Source organism: Deltaproteobacteria bacterium (assembly GCA_016219225.1).
Lineage (GTDB): Bacteria > Desulfobacterota > RBG-13-43-22 > RBG-13-43-22 > RBG-13-43-22 > RBG-13-43-22.
The window spans coordinates 1-17315 of sequence record JACRBX010000309.1; the positions used below are offsets into that span (position 1 = coordinate 1).

General features: G+C 53.7%; 14 protein-coding genes. 7 read left to right on the forward strand and 7 right to left on the reverse strand.

The annotated features are described in order from the left end of the window. The 3 genes from HY879_24880 to HY879_24890 form a co-directional block, all read left to right on the forward strand. Positions 1–295, forward strand: a 295-nt coding sequence (locus HY879_24880) for a hypothetical protein (GenBank protein MBI5606579.1), incomplete at its 5' end; no start/stop codon positions are given. A 16-nt stretch (positions 296–311) separates the two neighbouring features. Beyond that, the gene (locus HY879_24885) at positions 312–1049 is read left to right on the forward strand and encodes a formate dehydrogenase (protein MBI5606580.1); all 738 of its coding nucleotides are present in this window, start codon (positions 312–314) and stop codon (positions 1047–1049) included. Positions 1050–1635: 586 nt separating this feature from the next. Further along, complete coding sequence (locus tag HY879_24890; protein ID MBI5606581.1) at positions 1636–3933, forward strand: PAS domain S-box protein; 2298 nt, start codon at positions 1636–1638, stop codon at positions 3931–3933. A 176-nt stretch (positions 3934–4109) separates the two neighbouring features. Here HY879_24890 and HY879_24895 read toward each other — a convergent pair whose 3' ends face one another. The 6 genes from HY879_24895 to HY879_24920 all read right to left on the reverse strand — a co-directional run bounded on the left by HY879_24895 (position 4110) and on the right by HY879_24920 (position 11550). Then, positions 4110–5282 (reverse strand): MFS transporter, encoded by a 1173-nt coding sequence (locus tag HY879_24895; GenBank protein MBI5606582.1) that lies wholly within the window; start codon positions 5280–5282, stop codon positions 4110–4112. Between the two features lie 10 nt (positions 5283–5292). Further along, positions 5293–6141 carry a xanthine dehydrogenase family protein subunit M gene (locus HY879_24900; protein MBI5606583.1) on the reverse strand — a complete coding sequence of 283 codons (849 nt, stop codon included), beginning with the start codon at positions 6139–6141 and terminating at the stop codon, positions 5293–5295. Further along, on the reverse strand, positions 6141–6635 hold the full coding sequence (locus HY879_24905; protein ID MBI5606584.1) for a (2Fe-2S)-binding protein: 495 nt from the start codon (positions 6633–6635) through the stop codon (positions 6141–6143). Before HY879_24905 ends, HY879_24900 begins: the two co-directional genes overlap by 1 nt. Next, a complete protein-coding gene (locus HY879_24910; protein MBI5606585.1) occupies positions 6632–8929 on the reverse strand; it encodes a xanthine dehydrogenase family protein molybdopterin-binding subunit in 2298 nt (765 codons plus the stop codon). The genes HY879_24905 and HY879_24910 overlap by 4 nt, the downstream gene beginning before the upstream one ends. Then, positions 8916–10037 (reverse strand): histidinol-phosphate transaminase, encoded by a 1122-nt coding sequence (hisC, locus tag HY879_24915; GenBank protein ID MBI5606586.1) that lies wholly within the window; start codon positions 10035–10037, stop codon positions 8916–8918. Before hisC ends, HY879_24910 begins: the two co-directional genes overlap by 14 nt. Before the next feature lie 205 nt (positions 10038–10242). Beyond that, positions 10243–11550, reverse strand: coding sequence for a hypothetical protein (locus HY879_24920; protein ID MBI5606587.1), 1308 nt, complete (start codon positions 11548–11550; stop codon positions 10243–10245). 265 nt (positions 11551–11815) lie between these two features. On the opposite strand from HY879_24920, the gene HY879_24925 reads away from it, so the two are divergent. The 4 genes from HY879_24925 to HY879_24940 are packed head-to-tail and all read left to right on the forward strand — an operon-like array spanning position 11816 to position 15508. Beyond that, positions 11816–12148 carry an STAS domain-containing protein gene (locus HY879_24925; protein MBI5606588.1) on the forward strand — a complete coding sequence of 111 codons (333 nt, stop codon included), beginning with the start codon at positions 11816–11818 and terminating at the stop codon, positions 12146–12148. Positions 12149–12154: 6 nt separating this feature from the next. Next, a complete protein-coding gene (locus HY879_24930) occupies positions 12155–12571 on the forward strand; it encodes an ATP-binding protein (protein MBI5606589.1) in 417 nt (138 codons plus the stop codon). Beyond that, complete coding sequence (locus tag HY879_24935) at positions 12568–13557, forward strand: ABC transporter substrate-binding protein (protein MBI5606590.1); 990 nt, start codon at positions 12568–12570, stop codon at positions 13555–13557. Before HY879_24930 ends, HY879_24935 begins: the two co-directional genes overlap by 4 nt. Then, the gene (locus HY879_24940) at positions 13544–15508 is read left to right on the forward strand and encodes a SpoIIE family protein phosphatase (protein MBI5606591.1); all 1965 of its coding nucleotides are present in this window, start codon (positions 13544–13546) and stop codon (positions 15506–15508) included. The genes HY879_24935 and HY879_24940 overlap by 14 nt, the downstream gene beginning before the upstream one ends. Here the strand turns inward: HY879_24940 and HY879_24945 are convergent. Next, positions 15490–16758: a hypothetical protein gene (locus HY879_24945; protein MBI5606592.1), complete on the reverse strand. Its 1269-nt coding sequence runs from the start codon at positions 16756–16758 to the stop codon at positions 15490–15492. The two genes, HY879_24940 and HY879_24945, sit on opposite strands and share 19 nt — an antisense overlap. Positions 16759–17315: the final 557 nt, after the last annotated feature.

Consider the following 17315-nt stretch of genomic DNA (forward strand, 5'->3'; position numbering starts at 1 on the left):
GCGGGGGATTAAAAACGGGGAAAGGGTTATGGTCTCAAGTCCTCGAGGCCAACTGGAGGCCGTGGCGATTGTTACTTCTCGTTTTAAACCCTTTCAGGTGGCCGGGCAGACCATTCATCAGATCGGGCTCCCCTGGCATTTTGGATGGCTTCATCCCCGGGATGGCGGGGACAGCGCCAACCTGTTGACCCCAACGGTTGGAGACCCCAACACCATGATCCCGGAAACCAAGGCCTTTATGGCCAATGTGAGCAAATTGACTAAACCACCGGCCAAAAAGGCCAGGAAAGCATAAGGGGAGGTGAGCCTTCATGGCAGATAAATCTTTTTTTATAGATACTTCCAGGTGCACGGCCTGCCGCGGTTGTCAAATGGCCTGCAAGCAGTGGAATAAGCTTTCTACCGAAAAGACGATTAACCGGGGGAACCACCAAAACCCCCCCGAGCTTTCTCCAACCACCTTTAAACTGGTTCGCTTCAGTGAAGAGGAGGTGGGAGGAAAGCCGGTCTGGTATTTTTTTGCCGAACAGTGCCGCCATTGCCTGGAACCGCCCTGCAAAGAAACGGCTGACACCATGGTCAAAGGGGCCATCATTAAAGACGCGGCCACCGGGGCGGTCCTTTTTACCGACCTTACCCAGAAGCTCAAGGGCCAGGAGGTTATTACCGCCTGTCCCTACAATATTCCCAGGATGGACAAGAAGACCAAACGGCTGGCCAAATGCACCATGTGTATCGATCGGGTCCGAAACGGTCTTCTTCCGGCCTGTGTCAAAACCTGCCCTACCGGGACCATGAACTTCGGGGACCGGGAGGAAATTTTGGCCAAGGCCCGGAAGCGATTGGATGAGGTCAAGGCCAAGTTTCCCAAGGCCAGCCTGCTCGATATGGATGATATCCGGGTGGTCTACCTGGTGCTGGATGACCGGCAGAAGTATTACAAGTTTGCTTCGGCCCAAGGGAGAGGGATTTCCCGCCAGACCGCCTTGCGAAAACTTTTTAAACCTCTGACCCAAGTGGCTGCGGCTACGTCGGTTTTGAAGGGATGACCGGGGAATCGGATAACAACTATTAACTTTGGATCAACAGCCTATTAAATGAACACACTCACAAGGGCCGGCTCGTTAACCGAGTCGGCCTTTTCTTTTTAAGCCGGACTTCCTTCGAATTTGTTTAAAATTCAACTTGAGATTTTAATCACCCTATATTATTATATTTTTAGTTCGAAAATAGGATTTCAGTTGCAAGATGCAAGTTTCAAGCATGAAAAACCTTGAACCTATTTTCATCCTTTGCGGCACCCCAAAGGGCTTGAGGGCTTAATAGTAACTTAGGAATAAATTTCAACGCAAAATGGATAGAATTTTTGTATCAGTTTAGCTTTTTGAAAAAACGTCGACAACCTCTCCGTCATTCCGATGAAAACCGGAATCCAGGTTCTTTTCGTCGCAGTATAACACCTGGATTCCGGTGCCTGCCCCGGACCTGATCCGGGGTTCACCGGAATGACGTGTGCGAAAGTCGGGATTTTCAAACAAAAGTTTCAAGTTTTTCAAAGGGCTAAATTGTTACGAATTTTTTGGTTCCGGCTTGTCCGGGTTAGGTACCATTAAAAAGTTTAAGGACCGAATGAAAATGACCGACCCAGGAGATCGATGTGAAGCGGCCCTGAGCCAAAAGGAAAAAGAGCTTACTCAGATCATTCAAGGCCTTTCCATAGCCGCCTTTGTTTTCGATTCCCGGCATGTGATTACCCATTGTAACCGGGCCTTTGAAAAAATGACCGGCCTTTCGGCCCAGGAGCTTATTGGAACCCAAGATCATTGGAAGGCCTTTTATCCGACCCAAAGACCCATCCTGGCCGATTATATCGTCAATAACGCTTCCGAAGAGGAAATCGCCCAGAGATACCCTGGAAAGGTTAATAAATCCGCTCTTATCGAAGGGGCTTACGAGGTGGAGGATTATTTCCCCAACCTGGCCGGAGGGGGCAAATGGCTTTTTTTTACCGCGGCCCCCATTTTGGATGAGGAAGGGAAAATAATCGGGGCCATCGAAACCCTGCAGGATATCACCGACCGAAAAAAGGCGGAAGAAGCCCTAAAAAGAACGGAAAGGCGGATGAATGCCCTCCTGGATTTTGAACCCTACCCGGTAGTGGTCTTCACCCTGGATGGGCGGGTAAATTACCTGAATCCAGCCTTTACGGAGATATTCGGCTGGACCCTGGAAGAGCTGGAAGGGAAGCGCATCCCCTATGTCCCCCCCGGTTTGGAACAAGCCACCCAGGAGGGTATAAAAAGACTCTTGAAAGAAAGGATTATCCTTCGCTCCGAAACCCAGAGGTTGACCAAGGACGGCCGGGTCCTGGATGTGGTCATCCGGGCAGCGGTTTTTTCGGTTTCCACGGAAGAACCAGCCGGACAAATCGTTATTATCCGGGATATTACCCGGGAAAAGCAGATTGCCCGGAACAATGAAGCCATGATCAAGATCAGTATGGCCCTTCCGGAATATCCGGACCTGGAAGATCTGCTTTATTATATTAATAGCGAAGTAAAAGGCCTGTTGAATACCGAAGGGGCTATTGTCATCCTGCATGATGAATTGAAAGGAGATCTTTTCATCCTCGGCGCCGCTTATGATGATATGTCTATGGAAAAAAAGGCCGGAGAAGTCCGGTTCTCGATAGATGAATTGATAGCCGGGCGGGTTATCCAGTCCGGAGAGCCTTTGATACTGAACGATTTTTCCAAAGACCGGGAAATCCATCAGGAGCGGGATAGAAGGCTGGGTTATAAAACCCAAAATTTGGTCCTGGTTCCTCTGAAAAGCGTTGACCGCATCATCGGGACCTTATGTGCCATCAATAAAAAAACCGGGACGTTTGACCAATCGGATATTGAACTATTGAATATGATCGCCGGTACGGTAGTCCTTTCCATTGAAAATGCCCGGGTCACCGAAGAACTTAAAAAAGCTTATCGTGAGGTAACCAGTCTCAACCGGGCCAAGGATAAGGCGATCAATCATTTGTCCCACGAACTGAAGACGCCTTTAGCCATCCTTTCAGGGTCTTTTAATGCGCTCATCAGGAAATTGGGCGCCCTTTCCGAAGAAACCTGGAAACCGGCCGTTGAGAGAATCAAACGGAATCTGGATCGTATTTTAGAGATCCAATATGAGGTGGACGACATCATCGCCGATAAAGAACAGAAAAGCTATGGTCTTCTTTCCATCCTGTTAGACGAATGCGCCGACGAACTTTCCACCCTGGTGGCACTGGAGACCGGCCAGGAACCCTTGGCCGAAAGGATCAGACAAAAAATTGAGTTCCTCTTCGGGCCCAAAGAGGCGACGGCCCAGGAGATCCATCTGGAGCAATGGGTCGGCCAAAGGCTGGAGACTTTAAGGCCCCGCTTTTCTCATCGGCAAATTGAGATCGTCAGCAACCTTTCTCCAGCTCCACCTATTCTGTTATCACCGGAAGTGCTCGGGAAGGTAATAGACGGCCTGATCCGGAATGCCGTAGAGAACACCCCGGATGAGGGCAAGATCGAAATAGCCGTTCAAAAGAAAGGGAAAGGGGCTTTATTTACCATCCACGATTATGGGGTAGGTATTACCGAAGAGGACCAGAGAAGGATCTTCGAAGGATTTTTTCCGGCCCGGGCGACCATGAGTTATTCTACCAAACGGCCTTACGATTTTAATGCCGGTGGCAAAGGTGCCGACCTGTTGCGGATGAAGATCCTGTCCGAGCGGTTTGGGTTTCAGATCACCATGACTTCCACTCGCTGCGGTTTCATACCCAAAGAAGAAGACCCCTGCCCCGGCCGAATCGGTTCCTGCCCTCAAAAAGAAGAATGCCTCCACTCCGGGGGAACGACCTTTTCCGTTTTTTTCCCGCCGGCCGCAGAGATCCAGTCGTAGCCCTTACTCGTTTCTTCTTCGCCTCGGCAGATGAGGCGACAGGCTTTTCATAATACCCTGCATCATGAAACAATCAGAGGGGAAGGCTTGCCCCTCTCGACCCTAACTTTTGCCGAAGTTATAAAAAGTGAAGAGGGGCCTTGATTTCGGGTTCCGGAGCCGCTAAGGGTTGAAGGTTAAAATCCCGCCTTCCTGACGGGAATCAGAAAAATCATTCCGCCGGCCGCCAGGGCCAGACCGGCGCAAAAAAGATAAAGGATATCATAACCTCCCCGGTGCAGCACCAGAGCCCCTGCCAGGGGTCCGATGAAAAATCCCCCCTGAAACATCTGCAGGCCCAGGTTGGTGTTGAAGGCCCGCAGCTTCGGCCGGGAGCGGTCAAACAACAGGGCATTTAAAACCGGCATTACAACGCCCCAACCCAGGCCCAACACCCCCCCCAGGGTAAAAAACCAGAAGGCCTCTTTCACCCGGGCCAGGAACAGGTAGCCGGCAGACAAAAAAAGAAGCGTCAGGCCGGCGGCCACCGTCTTATTCACCCGGTCAAAAAGCCGGGCCGCGATCAGCCGGATCCCGATTTCCCCAACGGTGGACAGGGTAAAAAACAGGCCGGGATTGGCTACCCCTAACTTCCGGGCATAACCGGCCAGGAAGAAAAAGACCAGGGCGTATCCGCTGTAAAACAACAACATGGCCGCAAGAATCAACAGAATTTGCCTTTCCCTGAGATTCCGGTAGATCTCCGTCCGGGACAACCTTCCGACCTGTTCCCCGGCACCAGGTCCTTTCGCCGCTCCCTTCATAAAAATCAGTGGAAAGATCAGGATCATGGTCAAGGCAAAAAAAGTCAGGACCTGGGGATACCCGCCCAGCCGGTCCATCAGGATTTTCAGAACCGGCGGGATGACGGCATAGGGCAGCAGGGTGATAATGGAAAGAAGGCCGAAGGCCTGGCCGCTGCGCCCTGGCGGAATGCGTTGAACGATCACCGTCATCAGGGCCGTGGCCAGGACCACATGGGCTGCCCCGTGAAACAGTCGAAGCAGCATCATCGACCGGAGGGTGTCAGCCCAGCCATAGGCGGCCAAGGCGGCCATAACCCCCAGGGTCCCCCAGGAGATCCAGCCGCGGGCATTGCCGGGATGGGAAAAAGGGCTGATGAAGGGGCGGAGGACCAGGGCTACGGCTGAGAAGAGTCCGATGATCAGCCCCAACCACTTTCCGTTGATGGGCAGGGTCCGAAGGTATTCCTCAAAGGAAAAAAAGACGGCGATGTTGATGAAGGCCAGGAAGACCGCGATATTAAAAAAGATAAATTCCCGGGTCCAGAGTGGTGGTTCGGTTGTCATATCGCGACGATTACCTGGGCAGGATCTCCGGGGAAGTTTCAACCCGGAGGCTTAAACGATAGAGCAGATTACCGGCCACTTCTCTTCGGTAATCGGCAGTGGCCCGGATATCATCGATGGGGGACACTGCCCGGCGGGTTGCTTCCGCGGCTTCTTTCAAGACCTCAAGCCTTAAAGGCCGGCCCCGTAAAACCGCCTCCACCTCTGGTGCGGTCACCACTGTGGGCCCCACACTTCCCCAAGCCAGCCGGATATCTTCTATCATCCCGGCCGGAGTGAGCTCGATCAGGGCGGCCAGGCTGACAATCGAAATGGCCAGGGCCTTCCGCTGTCCGACTTTTTCATAGTGCTGTCGATTAAATTCAGGGTTTTTCGGTATCCAGATCCCGGTCAATATCTCGTCGGGCCTAATGGCCGTTTGGCCGGGCCCTTTGATAAAATCCCCTATGGGCAGCCGTCGATCGGCGGTCCGGCTGCGCAACGCCACTTCGGCCTGAAGCACGTAGAGGGGCGGCAGGGTATCCCCGGCCGGTGAGGCGGAGCAGATGTTGCCGCCAATAGTCCCCATATTCCGGATGGGGGGGGACCCCAGACTTTTCACGGCCCGGGCCAGCACCGGGAGTCGGGTCTGGATAATCGGGTCGTCTAAGATTCGGGCATGGGAGGTTCCGGCCTTGATCAATACCCGGTCCCCATGGTCCTCGATCCCCTGCAATTCGCGGAGACGTTCCAGGCAGATCAACTGCTGCGGTTGTCCGGAACCGGATCGGAGTCTCACCAAAACATCCGTTCCGCCGGCATAGACCATGGTATCCGGTTCCTCCAGGGCGGGCCATAACGCTTCCAGGGATTCGGGCATCAGCCAACGGGGCACGGATCACTCCCTTCTGCCGGGGAAGACACGACCTTTTCCACGGCATCCACAATCTTCTGAAAACCGGTACAGCGGCACAGGTTTCCAGACAGACCCTCCCGAATCTCCTCCCGGTCAGGCCGGGGATTACGCCGAAGCAGATCGATCGTTCCCAGGATCAGGCCGGGAGTGCAGAAACCGCATTGAACGGCGCCGGCCTCTACAAAAGCCTGCTGAACCGGATGCAGGTGTTTACCGTCCGACAGGCCTTCGATGGTCAAAACGCTTCGTCCCTCAAGCTGACCAACCCGCATCAGGCAGGCCAGACGGCTCTCTCCCTCCACCAGGATGGTGCAGGCCCCGCATTCCCCGGACCCGCAGGCCTCCTTGGTCCCGGTAAACCCAAAATCTTCGCGCAGCAGATCCACCACCCGCCGCTCGGCATCCGTTTCTAATTCAATGGGGTTGCCGTTCAACCTGAATGAAAGCCTGATTTTCATACGCCTTGTTCCCGCAAAGCCCTCAATACCCTTTCCGGAGTAAAGGGGTTTTGCGACAGCCTGATCCCGCAGGCCTCAGCCAGGGCATTGGCCACGGCCGGCAACGGTCCATCCACAGCGATTTCCCCTCCTCCCTTTAAGCCCAGGGGGCCGCTGGGTTCGAAGGAGGCCACCGGCACCGATTCCATATCCGGCAGATCGAGCGCGGTCGGAAGGATATAGGCCGCCAGGTCCCGGGTAAGGACTTTCTCCTGTTCCACCCGGAATTCCTCGGTCAAGGCATACCCCAGTCCCTGAGCGATTCCACCCTGGATCTGTTGTTCAAAGATCCGGGGGTTGATAATGCGGCCGCAGTCGCTCACAGCCAGATACTTTTTCACTTCAACCAGCCCGGTCAGTTCGTCCACTTCGACGGCCGCCAGATGGACCCCGTAGGAAAAAATCAGGTGGGGCAGGCCGTGCAACTGCAGGGCAGGATCCGGGGAGGGCCGATCCAGGGCAATCGGGGCCTGGAAGGAATGAATTGCCAGGCAGTCCTCCGGTGCCAGTTCCCCGGCGATCCGGGACAAGGGTATCTTCCATCCGGTCGGGACATGACTGACGACAGACGGCATCAGGATGACTTCTTCCAGGTCCCAGGCACCAAAAAGTTCGGCCCCTTTTTCCCGAATTTTTTGTTTCAGTTCTTGAGCGGCCTCGATCAAGGCCCGTCCGAAGGTGTAGGTCGTCCGGCTGGCCGAGGCGGAGCCGCCGGGCAGGGTTTCCCGGGTATCGGGCCGGACGATTTCCAGCCTCGACTGGGGCTGGTTTAAAATTTCGCCGGCTATTTGAAGATAGGTGTGGCTGTTCCCCTGCCCCATATCCACCACCCCGCTGTAGATGCGGAAGCATCCCGGGCCGGTAAGTTCAATTTTGGCCGTAGCGACATCGGGCACGACCGGCCCGTATCCCTGGCCGTGCATAACGCAGGCCAGGCCCACCCCCCGACGCTTGAAAGGGCCGGCCGAAGCCTTCCAGGCCTCCTTTCCGGTCCAAAGGGGATGGGTCTCCAGGACAGCCAAACATTCCTGAAGATGGGTCGAGGCGGTTAAATGGACTCCGATGGCATTTTGATCTCCGGCAACGACGGCATTTCTTTTCCTGATCTCGAGTGGAGAAAGGTTCAGCTTTCGGGCCAGGAGATCGATCGTCTGTTCCAGGGCGGCATTGACCTGAGGGACCCCGAAACCTCGGAATGGTCCGCTAAGGGGGTTGTTGGTGTAAACCGCCCAGGCCTTAAGATCAATATTCGGCAGGCGGTAAGGCCCGCCGGCATGTTCCAGCCCCAGGGTCATGACCGCGCCGCCCAGGTGGTCGTAAGGCCCGGTATCGTAATGCAGTCGGGCTTCCAGGGCCTGGAAACGGCCCTCCGAATCGGCCCCCAGACGGTAATAAAGCCGGGCGGGGTGGCGCTTGCAACTGACTGTAAAGCTTTCCTCCCGGTCCCACCACATCTTCACCGGCCGGCCGGGGCAGTAGAGGGCTGCCAGGGCCAAGAGGCTCTGGACCGTAATACCGTCCTTGCCGCCGAAGGCCCCTCCGCAGGCCGGCACTTTCAGCCGGATGGTCTCCCGGTCCAGCCCCAGGGCCTCGGCAACTTCAAAACAATCCCGGAAAGGGGTCTGGGTGGAGGCCACCAGGGTCAGAGAGCCGTCCGGCTCCATTCGCGCCCAGCCGGCCTCTGTTTCCAGATAGGCGTGTTCCTGATAGGGGGTTTGAAAGACAAACTCCACCAGCACCGCGCAGTGTTGAAAAGCCTCCCGCACCTCCCCGCGCAGCAGGTGCCCTTTTAAGAGCACATTTCCCTCGGGATGGTGTTCATGGATCAGAGGGGCGTCTTCGGCCAGAGCAGCTTCCAGATCGAAGACCCCGGGGAGCGGCTCCAGGTGGACCCGGATTAATCCCAGGGCCCGGCCCAGGGCCTCCCGGTTTTCAGCCAAAACCAGGGCAATGGCATCCCCGGGGTAGCGGACCTTGTCGTCCACCAGGACCGGCTGGTCTCTCCGGATAATGCCCTGCCGGTTGGTGCCCCGGATGTCCTTATGGCTCAGAATCCCCAATATTCCTGGTAGTTTTTCCGCTTCCCGGCAGTCGATTCCCTTCAGGCGGGCATGGGCCGCCCCGGCCCGTTTGACCCCGGCCCAGACCAGATCCGGTCCATAATAATCGGCCGCATATTTTTCGGCCCCGGTTACCTTTCCCGGGGCATCAAAACGAACCGAAAAATTTGCCAAATCCGGGCTAAAGGTCGTCATGGTCCTTTAAGATATCCCCCAGGGCTTCGACCAGGGCTTCCAGGGCCTCCTGAGGGGAAATTGAGATTCGAATATAGTTTGGGAAACGAAAGCTGGTCATGGTCCGAACCATCACCCCCCGGGCCATGAGTTTCCGGTAGGCCAAAGTGTCGCTGATGGGCAATCGGATCATGACAAAATTGCCTTCGCCGCTGATATAGGGCAGCCCCATCCGGTCGAGTTCCCTGGACAAAAAAACCTTACCGGACTTGACCAGCTCCCGCGTCCGTTGGATATGTTCGGTATCCGACAGGGCGGCCAGGGCCGCTTCCTGGGCCAGGCCGTTGACCGAATAGACCACGCAGGTACGGCGGATCATATCCACCACTGGCAGGTCCCCCACCAGGTAGCCGATACGCAAACCGGCCAGGGCATACATCTTGGAAAAGGTCCGGAAGACCACCAGGTTGGGATAGTCCCGGATCAAGGCGATGCCGTCCGGATAATTGTCATGTTCCACGAATTCGGCATAGGCCTCATCGACGACCACGATCTGGCGGCCGTTGATGCGGTCGAGAAATCGGGTCAATCGATCCTTATCCCAGTAAGTGCCCGTAGGGTTGTTGGGGTTACAGACGAAAAGGATCTTGGTCCGGTCATCGATCCTGTCTAACATCCCCTCGTCATCAAAACCAAAACCTTTAAGAGGCACCAGCCGGGCCTCGTAGCCAGAGAACTCGGCCACCCACTCATAGACGGCAAAGGTTTTATCCGCCGTGATGATATTGTCCCCTTCCTGGCAGAAGGCCTTGATGACAAAGCTGATCACTTCATTGGCCCCGTTGCCCACCAGGAATTGATCGATATGAAGGCCGGAGGTATCGGCCAGCCTTTCCCGAAGGTGATAGGCGTCCCCGCTGGGATAGATGGAGGCCCGGGGAGGCGGAAAGCGGCGGATGATCTCCTGTGCCCTGGGCGGCGGGCCCAGGGGGTTTTCATTATTGTTCAGCCGAAACAGGCGGGAACACCCGTAAAGCCTCTGGAGCACATCATCGGGCTTGCTGGGGATGTAGGCCTCAAACCGTTTGATATAGTCTGGGACGAGTCTTTCTAAGGAAGGGGCGTTCATGATAGGCGGTTCAGTTCAGTTCCCACTTCAGATAACACGAAAAAGAGAATATCGAATTTCGAACACCGAATTTCGAATTCTGAAGTAAAAAAGATTCCTGCTTTCGGGTCATGCTTCTGCGTTGAACGCTGCAATTTTCTTTTCCTTCGATATTCGTTATTCGATATTCAATATTCGATGTTTTCATTGATTCGCGGCCTCCTTATCAGGCAGAAGCCTGAAAAATGACCAGGTCCCCTTCTCCGGCATAAGGTAAAAGGAGACAAGGACGTAAATTATTTTTAAACAGGGCCGGGGCAAATTCCACCTGCCAGGATTTGGCCAGATCCATTTCGAAAAAGATGTTGCGCCAGCCTTCTTTCCGCAGAAGCTTAAGATGGCGGCCGACATTTTCTTCTTCATCCCTACCCGGACGGATGGGCTGCAAAGTCACCAGGCTTCGCCCGCGATCAAAGTTGGGAGAAAGGACCGAAAAGGGGTTTCTGGCCTCACCATCATCGATGACCGGCCGCATCTCTCTGGGCAGGGTCCTTCTCTGAAATTCCTGCTTAAGAAAAGGGGCGAGTTCAGGATGAGCCCAGACCAGGCTTCCGGTGTCCTCCTGCAATTGTCGAAAATAGGCCGTAATGGTTACCGGCGGCCCCTGGGGAGGGAAAAAGGAAAAAGAGCCCAAAGACTCAAAATAGCTTGATGGCAGTTCAGGGGTCGGGTAACGGCTGAGTAATCCCACGGCCTTAGTCCGGGCGATATCCGCCAGTACCGCTTCAAGCAAAGCCTCAGCCATCGGAGATTCCTTGGGCTGATCGAAAAGATAAGGGCCGGAACACCCGACGATCTTAGGTCCCCGCCAGTACCATAAAATCCCACCGCCCAGGTGACCCTGGGGATCGCAAGCGACCAGGACCTTAAATTCCCCCTCGGCGGCCATGTCCGCCACCTTGCCCGGAAAAGGGAAAAACACCGGCAGGACCTGGGGGGGATAATAAAACAGGGCCATGCGGGCCAAGGTTTTTACTTCCTCCCGGTCGGGTGTTTTTAAGGAATATTCTAATAGGGGGCGGGCAGAAGGGGGGACCTCGGGCTGGACAGCAGGATAGGCCCTTTCCTTAATCAAGTTTACGTGCATTCCCCGGCCCTTCTCCTCCCAAATCTGAAACCGGTCCACTGAGCGGGAAGCCAAAACCAGTCCCAAATCATCCAGGGAGGTTTCTTCTTCCGGTGTGATCTTGGTAGTCAGGTTAAAGGCCCTCAGGCTAAGATTTTCCGCCAGGATAATGAACTCGGCCTGCACATAATAACCGCCGCCGGAGCACTGGATTTCCAGCGCCTGGTCGGAAGCCGTTTGACAGAGGTAAAGAAACAGTTCTTCCGTTGCCAGGGTCAATAAAAGGGTCTCACGCTCTTCCAATCCCAGGGCCAGGGCTGACTTTTCTATGAAGGCCGTAGCCACGGGCAAAAAGGACGGCTGGGCGGGGATGTTCAGTCTTACTCCTCTTCGGCTATTCGGCTTCAAAACCAAATCCTTTCTTCCAATAATATGAAAATTGACTCTAAACTGCCCGCAGCCTCTGTTGGGTCTTGGTAGAGGCGGGTTTAACTATAGTATAAAGAAATGGAGGGGTCAACAAAACTATGGGAATAGGACGGCCTTCTTTTCAGGACTGTCTTTTATTGAAAATCATTTGTCACTTGAAGCGGTAGATCAAAAGGTCGTTGCTTTTTTGGGTCCTTTGGTTTAATCAAGAAAAGAAAAACTTTTTTCAAAAAGAAGGATCGCTATGGAGATTGAAAAGAAAAAAGAAAAAAATCTTCTGGTGGTTTCGGTCCAGGGGCGGGTGGACGCCCTGACCGCACCGGCGCTGGAAAAAGACCTGTTGGAAACCGTCTCCGGGGGAGAAAAGCGGCTTCTCCTGGACTTGTCCGGACTCCAATATATCAGCAGCGCCGGCTTAAGAACCCTGCTGATCATTGCCAAGAAATTGAAGGCCGGGCAAGGGGAGATCCTTTTTGCTGGTCTTAAAGGCCCGGTGGAAGAGGTCTTCAAGATCTCCGGTTTTTATTCCATCTTCAAAATATTCGATTCCCCGGAAACGGCCCTGTCCCGGATTTAACCGAAGATGCCGATCCTATCCCAGATCGCCCTGCCGGCCAGGCTGGAACGTCTTCAGGCCTTCCTGCACCTGGCTACTCAATGTGCCCGGCAACAGGGCCTTTCCGATAAAAAAATCCATGAGATTGAATTGGTCCTTGAAGAGGCCCTGGTCAATGTGTTTCATTATGCCTATCCCGGAAAGGATGGGGAGGTAGAGGTGATTTGCCGGACCGATCCAGGAGGACGTCTGATCATTGAAACCATCGATACAGGACTTCCCTTTGATCCCCTTTCTCTGGAGGATCCGGACCTGACCCTGGATGTGGCTGAAAGGAAGGTCGGCGGGCTTGGGGTCTACCTGATGAAAATCCTGATGGATGAGGTGCACTACCGGCGGGAAGGAAACAAAAATATTCTGACCTTTGTGGTCTATCCAAAATGAAAGAAAAAGTTTTTTCTATCTTCCTTTTCCTGCTTTTATTTGCCCCCTCGGCTTTAGCCGCCGATAGGCCTTATCTAAAAAAAACGGCCTTTATTCCCCATTGGTCTCCCCAGGCCCAATTTGCCGGATATTACCTGGCTTACGAAAAAGAGTTTTATAAAAAACACGGCCTCGACCTGACCATTATTCCCGGCGGCCCTCACCGCTCACCCCTTGACCATCTCCGCCAAAAGAAGGCCGACTTCGGGAGCCTCTGGCTGTGCTCGGCCATCGAAAAACGGGGTCACGGCCTTAACCTGATCAATATTGCCCAGATCATGCAGAAATCGGCCCTGATGCTGGTGGCCAAAAAAGGGAGCGGCATCAGGACCCCCCAGGACATGAACGGAAAAAAAGTCGGCCTCTGGCGCAATGAATTTCAAATCCAGCCCCGGGCCCTTTTTAAGAAATATAATCTTAAAGTCAGAATCATCCCCCAATCCTTTTCCGTCAATCTGTTCCTGCAAGGCGGCGTGGATGTGGCCTCGGCCATGTGGTACAATGAATTTCATACCCTCCTCAATTCCGGTTTGAACCCCGAAGAATTGAGCACTTTTTTCTTTTTCGATTACGGACTGAATTTTCCGGAAGACGGTCTCTATTGCCTCGAGGAGACCCTCAAGAAAGATCCGGAATTGATCAGGACCTTTGTCCGGGCCAGCCTGGAAGGCTGGCTCTACGCCTTTGACCATCCCGAAGAGGCCCTGGATATCATCTTGAAGCACATGCGCCTGGCCGGAATACCGGCCAACAGGGTCCACCAGCGATGGATGCTGGCCAGAATGAAGGATTTGATCGTCATCCCGGAAGGCCAGGAATCCCTGGGAAGGCTCAAAGAAGGCGATTTTCAGCGGGTCGCCGGGGAGCTCAAAAAAATCGGTTTGATTAAAGAGGTCCCTTCCTTTACATCCTTTTACCACGACCAGATCGATCATGTTCAAAAATAGAAGTCTCGCCTTTAAGCTGACTCTTTTCTTTTTAGCCATCAGCCTCCTGATTTTCTCAACCCTCCTGGCTTACACCTATCGCTATTCCCGGGAGATCATCCAGGTCAATCAGGAGAAAGATGCCCGTAATCTGGTCATAACGAATGCCATACGCATAGAATCGGTGCTCACCGCCGTCCAGAAAGTCACCCAGGGTCTGGCCGATCGCCTGGAACTTTCCCCTTGTTCCAAAGAGGAAATTTTGACCATGATCAGGACCGCCCTGGAACATAATCCGGAAATCTACGGTTCTGCCGTGGCCTTTGAACCTTACGGCTTTGATAAAAAAACGCCCACTCTGGCCCCTTATTTCCATCGCCAGGGAAAGGAAATCGAATTTGCCGACCTGGCTAAGGAATCCTACTCCTACCTTCAATGGGACTGGTATCAAATCCCCAAAGAACTCTCGGTCCCCCAGTGGAGTGAGCCTTATTTTGACGAAGGGGGCGGTAATATTGTCATGGCCACCTATTCCATGCCTTTCTACGGTAAGATCGGGGGGAAAAGACGTTTACGGGGTATCGTGGCCGCTGATGTCTCCCTGGAAGGCCTTCAGAAAATCGTTTCGTCCATCAAAATCCTTAAGACCGGCTATGGATTTCTGATCTCCAAAAACGGCACCCTGGTCACCCATCCCTCCAAAGAGTTGATCATGAACGAGACCCTTTTCGGGGTGGCCGAAGCCCGGGGTGATGCCCGGCTGCGGGAAATCGCCCGAAAAATGATTAGAGGGGAATCCGGTTCCCTTCCCTTCCGGGATCTCGTTTCCCCCCAAAAATGCTGGATGACCTACGTCCCCATCCCTTCCAGCGGCTGGTCCCTGGCGGTCCTCTTCCCCATAGACGAACTGACGGCCGATATCAACCGTCTGTACCGGATTATGATCGTCCTGTCCGTCACCGGATTGGCCCTTCTTTCCTTGGCCGTGATCTTTATCTCCCGGACTATTACCCGTCCACTGAGGGCCATGGCCAAAGCCACCGAAGACATTGCCAGGGGGAACCTGGACAATCCCCTTCCCTTGGTGACCTCCGGCGATGAGGTGGGGCGAATGACCGAGGGCTTCATGGCCATGCAGAAATCCCTGAAAGAATACATCCGGAGGCTCACCGAGACCACAGCGGCCAAGGAAAGGATGGAGAGCGAACTCAATATCGCCCATCAGATCCAGATGAGCATTCTCCCCAAGATCTTTCCCCCCTTTCCCGACCGTCCGGAGTTCGATCTGTTCGCCATCATCGAGCCGGCCCGGGAGGTAGGCGGCGACTTTTATGATTTCTTTCAGATCGACCCCACCCATCTCTGCTTTGTCATCGCCGACGTTTCCGGCAAAGGGGTCCCGGCTTCTCTGTTTATGGCCGTCACCAAGACCCTGATCAAGGCCACGGCCAAGGTCGGGATTTCCCCGGCGGAAATCCTGACCCGGGTAAATAATGAATTGGCCTCGGGCAATGAAGCCGTCATGTTCGTCACTGTTTTTTGCGGCATCCTGGATACCGAGACCGGAGAGATCCTTTACGCCAACGCCGGACATAACCCGCCGCTGCTGATCCATAAGGGGGGTCAGGTATCCTATTTGCAGAAATCAGGCGGATTGGTCCTGGGCGTTATGGAGGATATGTCCTATCGGGTGGAGAGTCTTCGTCTGGAAGCCGGGGAATGTCTGTTTATGTACACCGACGGGGTAACTGAGGCTATGAATACCAGGGAAGAATTGTTTTCCGAAGAGCGGTTGCACCAGGAGCTGTCCCGATCGGTCCAAAAACCCATCCAGGAAATGGTCTCGACGCTGATGCAAGAGGTCAAGGTTTTTTCCGGAGAAGCCCTCCAGTCCGATGACATCACCTTGATGGTCCTGCATTATAAAGGGAAAAATCCTTTTCCAGACTTACCTTACAAGACGCCCTTCTGATTATTAAATTCACCTTCTTCCATAGACATCAACTGGTCCGGCCCAATTTCTCTAAAAGAAATGCTCTCCGGTTTTTTATCATTGCCCATGAGATTCGTTTTGGCAAAGGGCTTTCCCGGATTCGATGACACGGGTTGCTTAACGGCCACCCACTCTTTTCTATTTCCATTGTGGTTCCTTCCGATGGCCCTGACCAGGTCCTCGACAAATTCTTTCATCTGTTCGGCCTGGGTATTCAATTGCTCGGAAGCGGAAGCCGATTCTTCGGCACTCGAAGCATTCATCTGAACCACCCGGTCCATTTCGGAGACGGCTTTGGTGATCTGCTCGATTCCCTGGGCCTGTTCTTTGGAAGCAGCGGAAATCTCATCCACCAACTTAGCGACTTTCCTGGACCGGGCGGATACCATCTCAAAAGCCTGATTTGTTTTGATCAAGGTATCCGAACCGCCTTTTACTTTTTTGAGCGTTTCTTCGATTATAGCGGCCGTATTTTTGGCCGCTTCCGCAGCCCGCATGGCCAGGTTTCTTACTTCATCAGCCACCACGGCAAAACCGGCCCCGGCATCCCCGGCCCGGGCCGCTTCAACCGCGGCATTCAAGGCCAGCAGGTTGGTTTGAAAGGCGATTTGATCGATGGTCTTGATGATCTTGCCGGTTTCCTCACTGGTCACGGCTATCTCTTTCATGGAATCGGTCAATTCCCTCATGGCTTTGTTGGCTTCATCCACCACCTGACCGGTATCCATCATCAATTTATCGGCCTGATCGGCATTTTCGGCATTCTGTCTGGTCATGGAGGCCATCTCTTCCATGGAGGAAGAGATCTGCTCCAGACCGGCGGCTTGTTCGGAGGCCCCTTCAGCCAAAGACTGGCTGGCGGAGGAAACCTGGGCTGAAGCGGAAGCGGTTTGATCAGAGGCATCGGTCAGGCCGAACATGATTTTCTTCAACATCAAGATAATATTGCGGCCCAGGAAAAAGGCAACGGCGATCAGGGCCAGAGAAAATATCAGACCCAGGGAACCGACTATTTTTTGGTTGGAATGGGTGATATCGACTAATACCTGGTCGCTTATGACATTCTTTTTGACTTCCGCCCGCATGGTATCGAAGGTTTCAATTAACTGGCGAATAATCGGCCGGGTAGTTTGAAGGTAGACCTTCTTGGCCCCCTCCCGGTCTCCTTTAATCAAAAACGCATTTATCTGTTCTGCCGATTGATGCAAAAGGGCGTGGGGTTCCTCCATAGCGGCCAGAAACTTACTGATATAGGGACCGATGCGTTCCGCCTCCTTGCGTCCTTCCCCGTAAAACCATTTCCCAAAGGCGCATTGATGGGGGTCAAACTGGACCGCAAGGGGTTTGAAGTCCGTGTCCAGTAAGGCGTTGGCGACCTTCCGGCCCCAAATAAGATGATCCAGTTCCGACTGGGTCAATATCCGTTCGATTTCCTTACTTTTCATGACCCCTTTGGCGTTATTCAGAATCCTCCCTGCTCCTGAATAAGCCAAAAAACTGATTAAAATAAGGGCTGAAATTCCCAATCCAAAGCCAATGGCGATTTTTTTCCCAAGCGTGAGTTTCATTTTTTCCTTCCTTTTCCCTGAGTATAAGCCAAATTCGAGCGCTCGAAACGGTCCCTGCCCTGGTAACCCTTAGATTCCGGAGAAGGCTCTGGTTAAAAACAGGTTTAGGTTGCCCGGGCCTTACAGACAATACTTTTCATTAAGTCCTGTCAGCCTTGAAAGCAAAACCCATACCACAAAGATCGATTGGATTATTGTTAATTATTTAAAATAGTTAC

Coding starts and splice junctions, on each gene's coding strand:
- HY879_24885 (MBI5606580.1), top strand. CDS start 312: ATGGCAGATAAATCTTTTTTTATAGATACTTCCAGGTGCACGGCCTGC.
- HY879_24890 (MBI5606581.1), top strand. CDS start 1,636: ATGACCGACCCAGGAGATCGATGTGAAGCGGCCCTGAGCCAAAAGGAA.
- HY879_24895 (MBI5606582.1), bottom strand. CDS start 5,282: ATGACAACCGAACCACCACTCTGGACCCGGGAATTTATCTTTTTTAAT.
- HY879_24900 (MBI5606583.1), bottom strand. CDS start 6,141: ATGCCCGAATCCCTGGAAGCGTTATGGCCCGCCCTGGAGGAACCGGAT.
- HY879_24905 (MBI5606584.1), bottom strand. CDS start 6,635: ATGAAAATCAGGCTTTCATTCAGGTTGAACGGCAACCCCATTGAATTA.
- HY879_24910 (MBI5606585.1), bottom strand. CDS start 8,929: ATGACGACCTTTAGCCCGGATTTGGCAAATTTTTCGGTTCGTTTTGAT.
- hisC (MBI5606586.1), bottom strand. CDS start 10,037: ATGAACGCCCCTTCCTTAGAAAGACTCGTCCCAGACTATATCAAACGG.
- HY879_24925 (MBI5606588.1), top strand. CDS start 11,816: ATGGAGATTGAAAAGAAAAAAGAAAAAAATCTTCTGGTGGTTTCGGTC.
- HY879_24930 (MBI5606589.1), top strand. CDS start 12,155: ATGCCGATCCTATCCCAGATCGCCCTGCCGGCCAGGCTGGAACGTCTT.
- HY879_24935 (MBI5606590.1), top strand. CDS start 12,568: ATGAAAGAAAAAGTTTTTTCTATCTTCCTTTTCCTGCTTTTATTTGCC.
- HY879_24940 (MBI5606591.1), top strand. CDS start 13,544: ATGTTCAAAAATAGAAGTCTCGCCTTTAAGCTGACTCTTTTCTTTTTA.
- HY879_24945 (MBI5606592.1), bottom strand. CDS start 16,758: ATGGAGGAACCCCACGCCCTTTTGCATCAATCGGCAGAACAGATAAAT.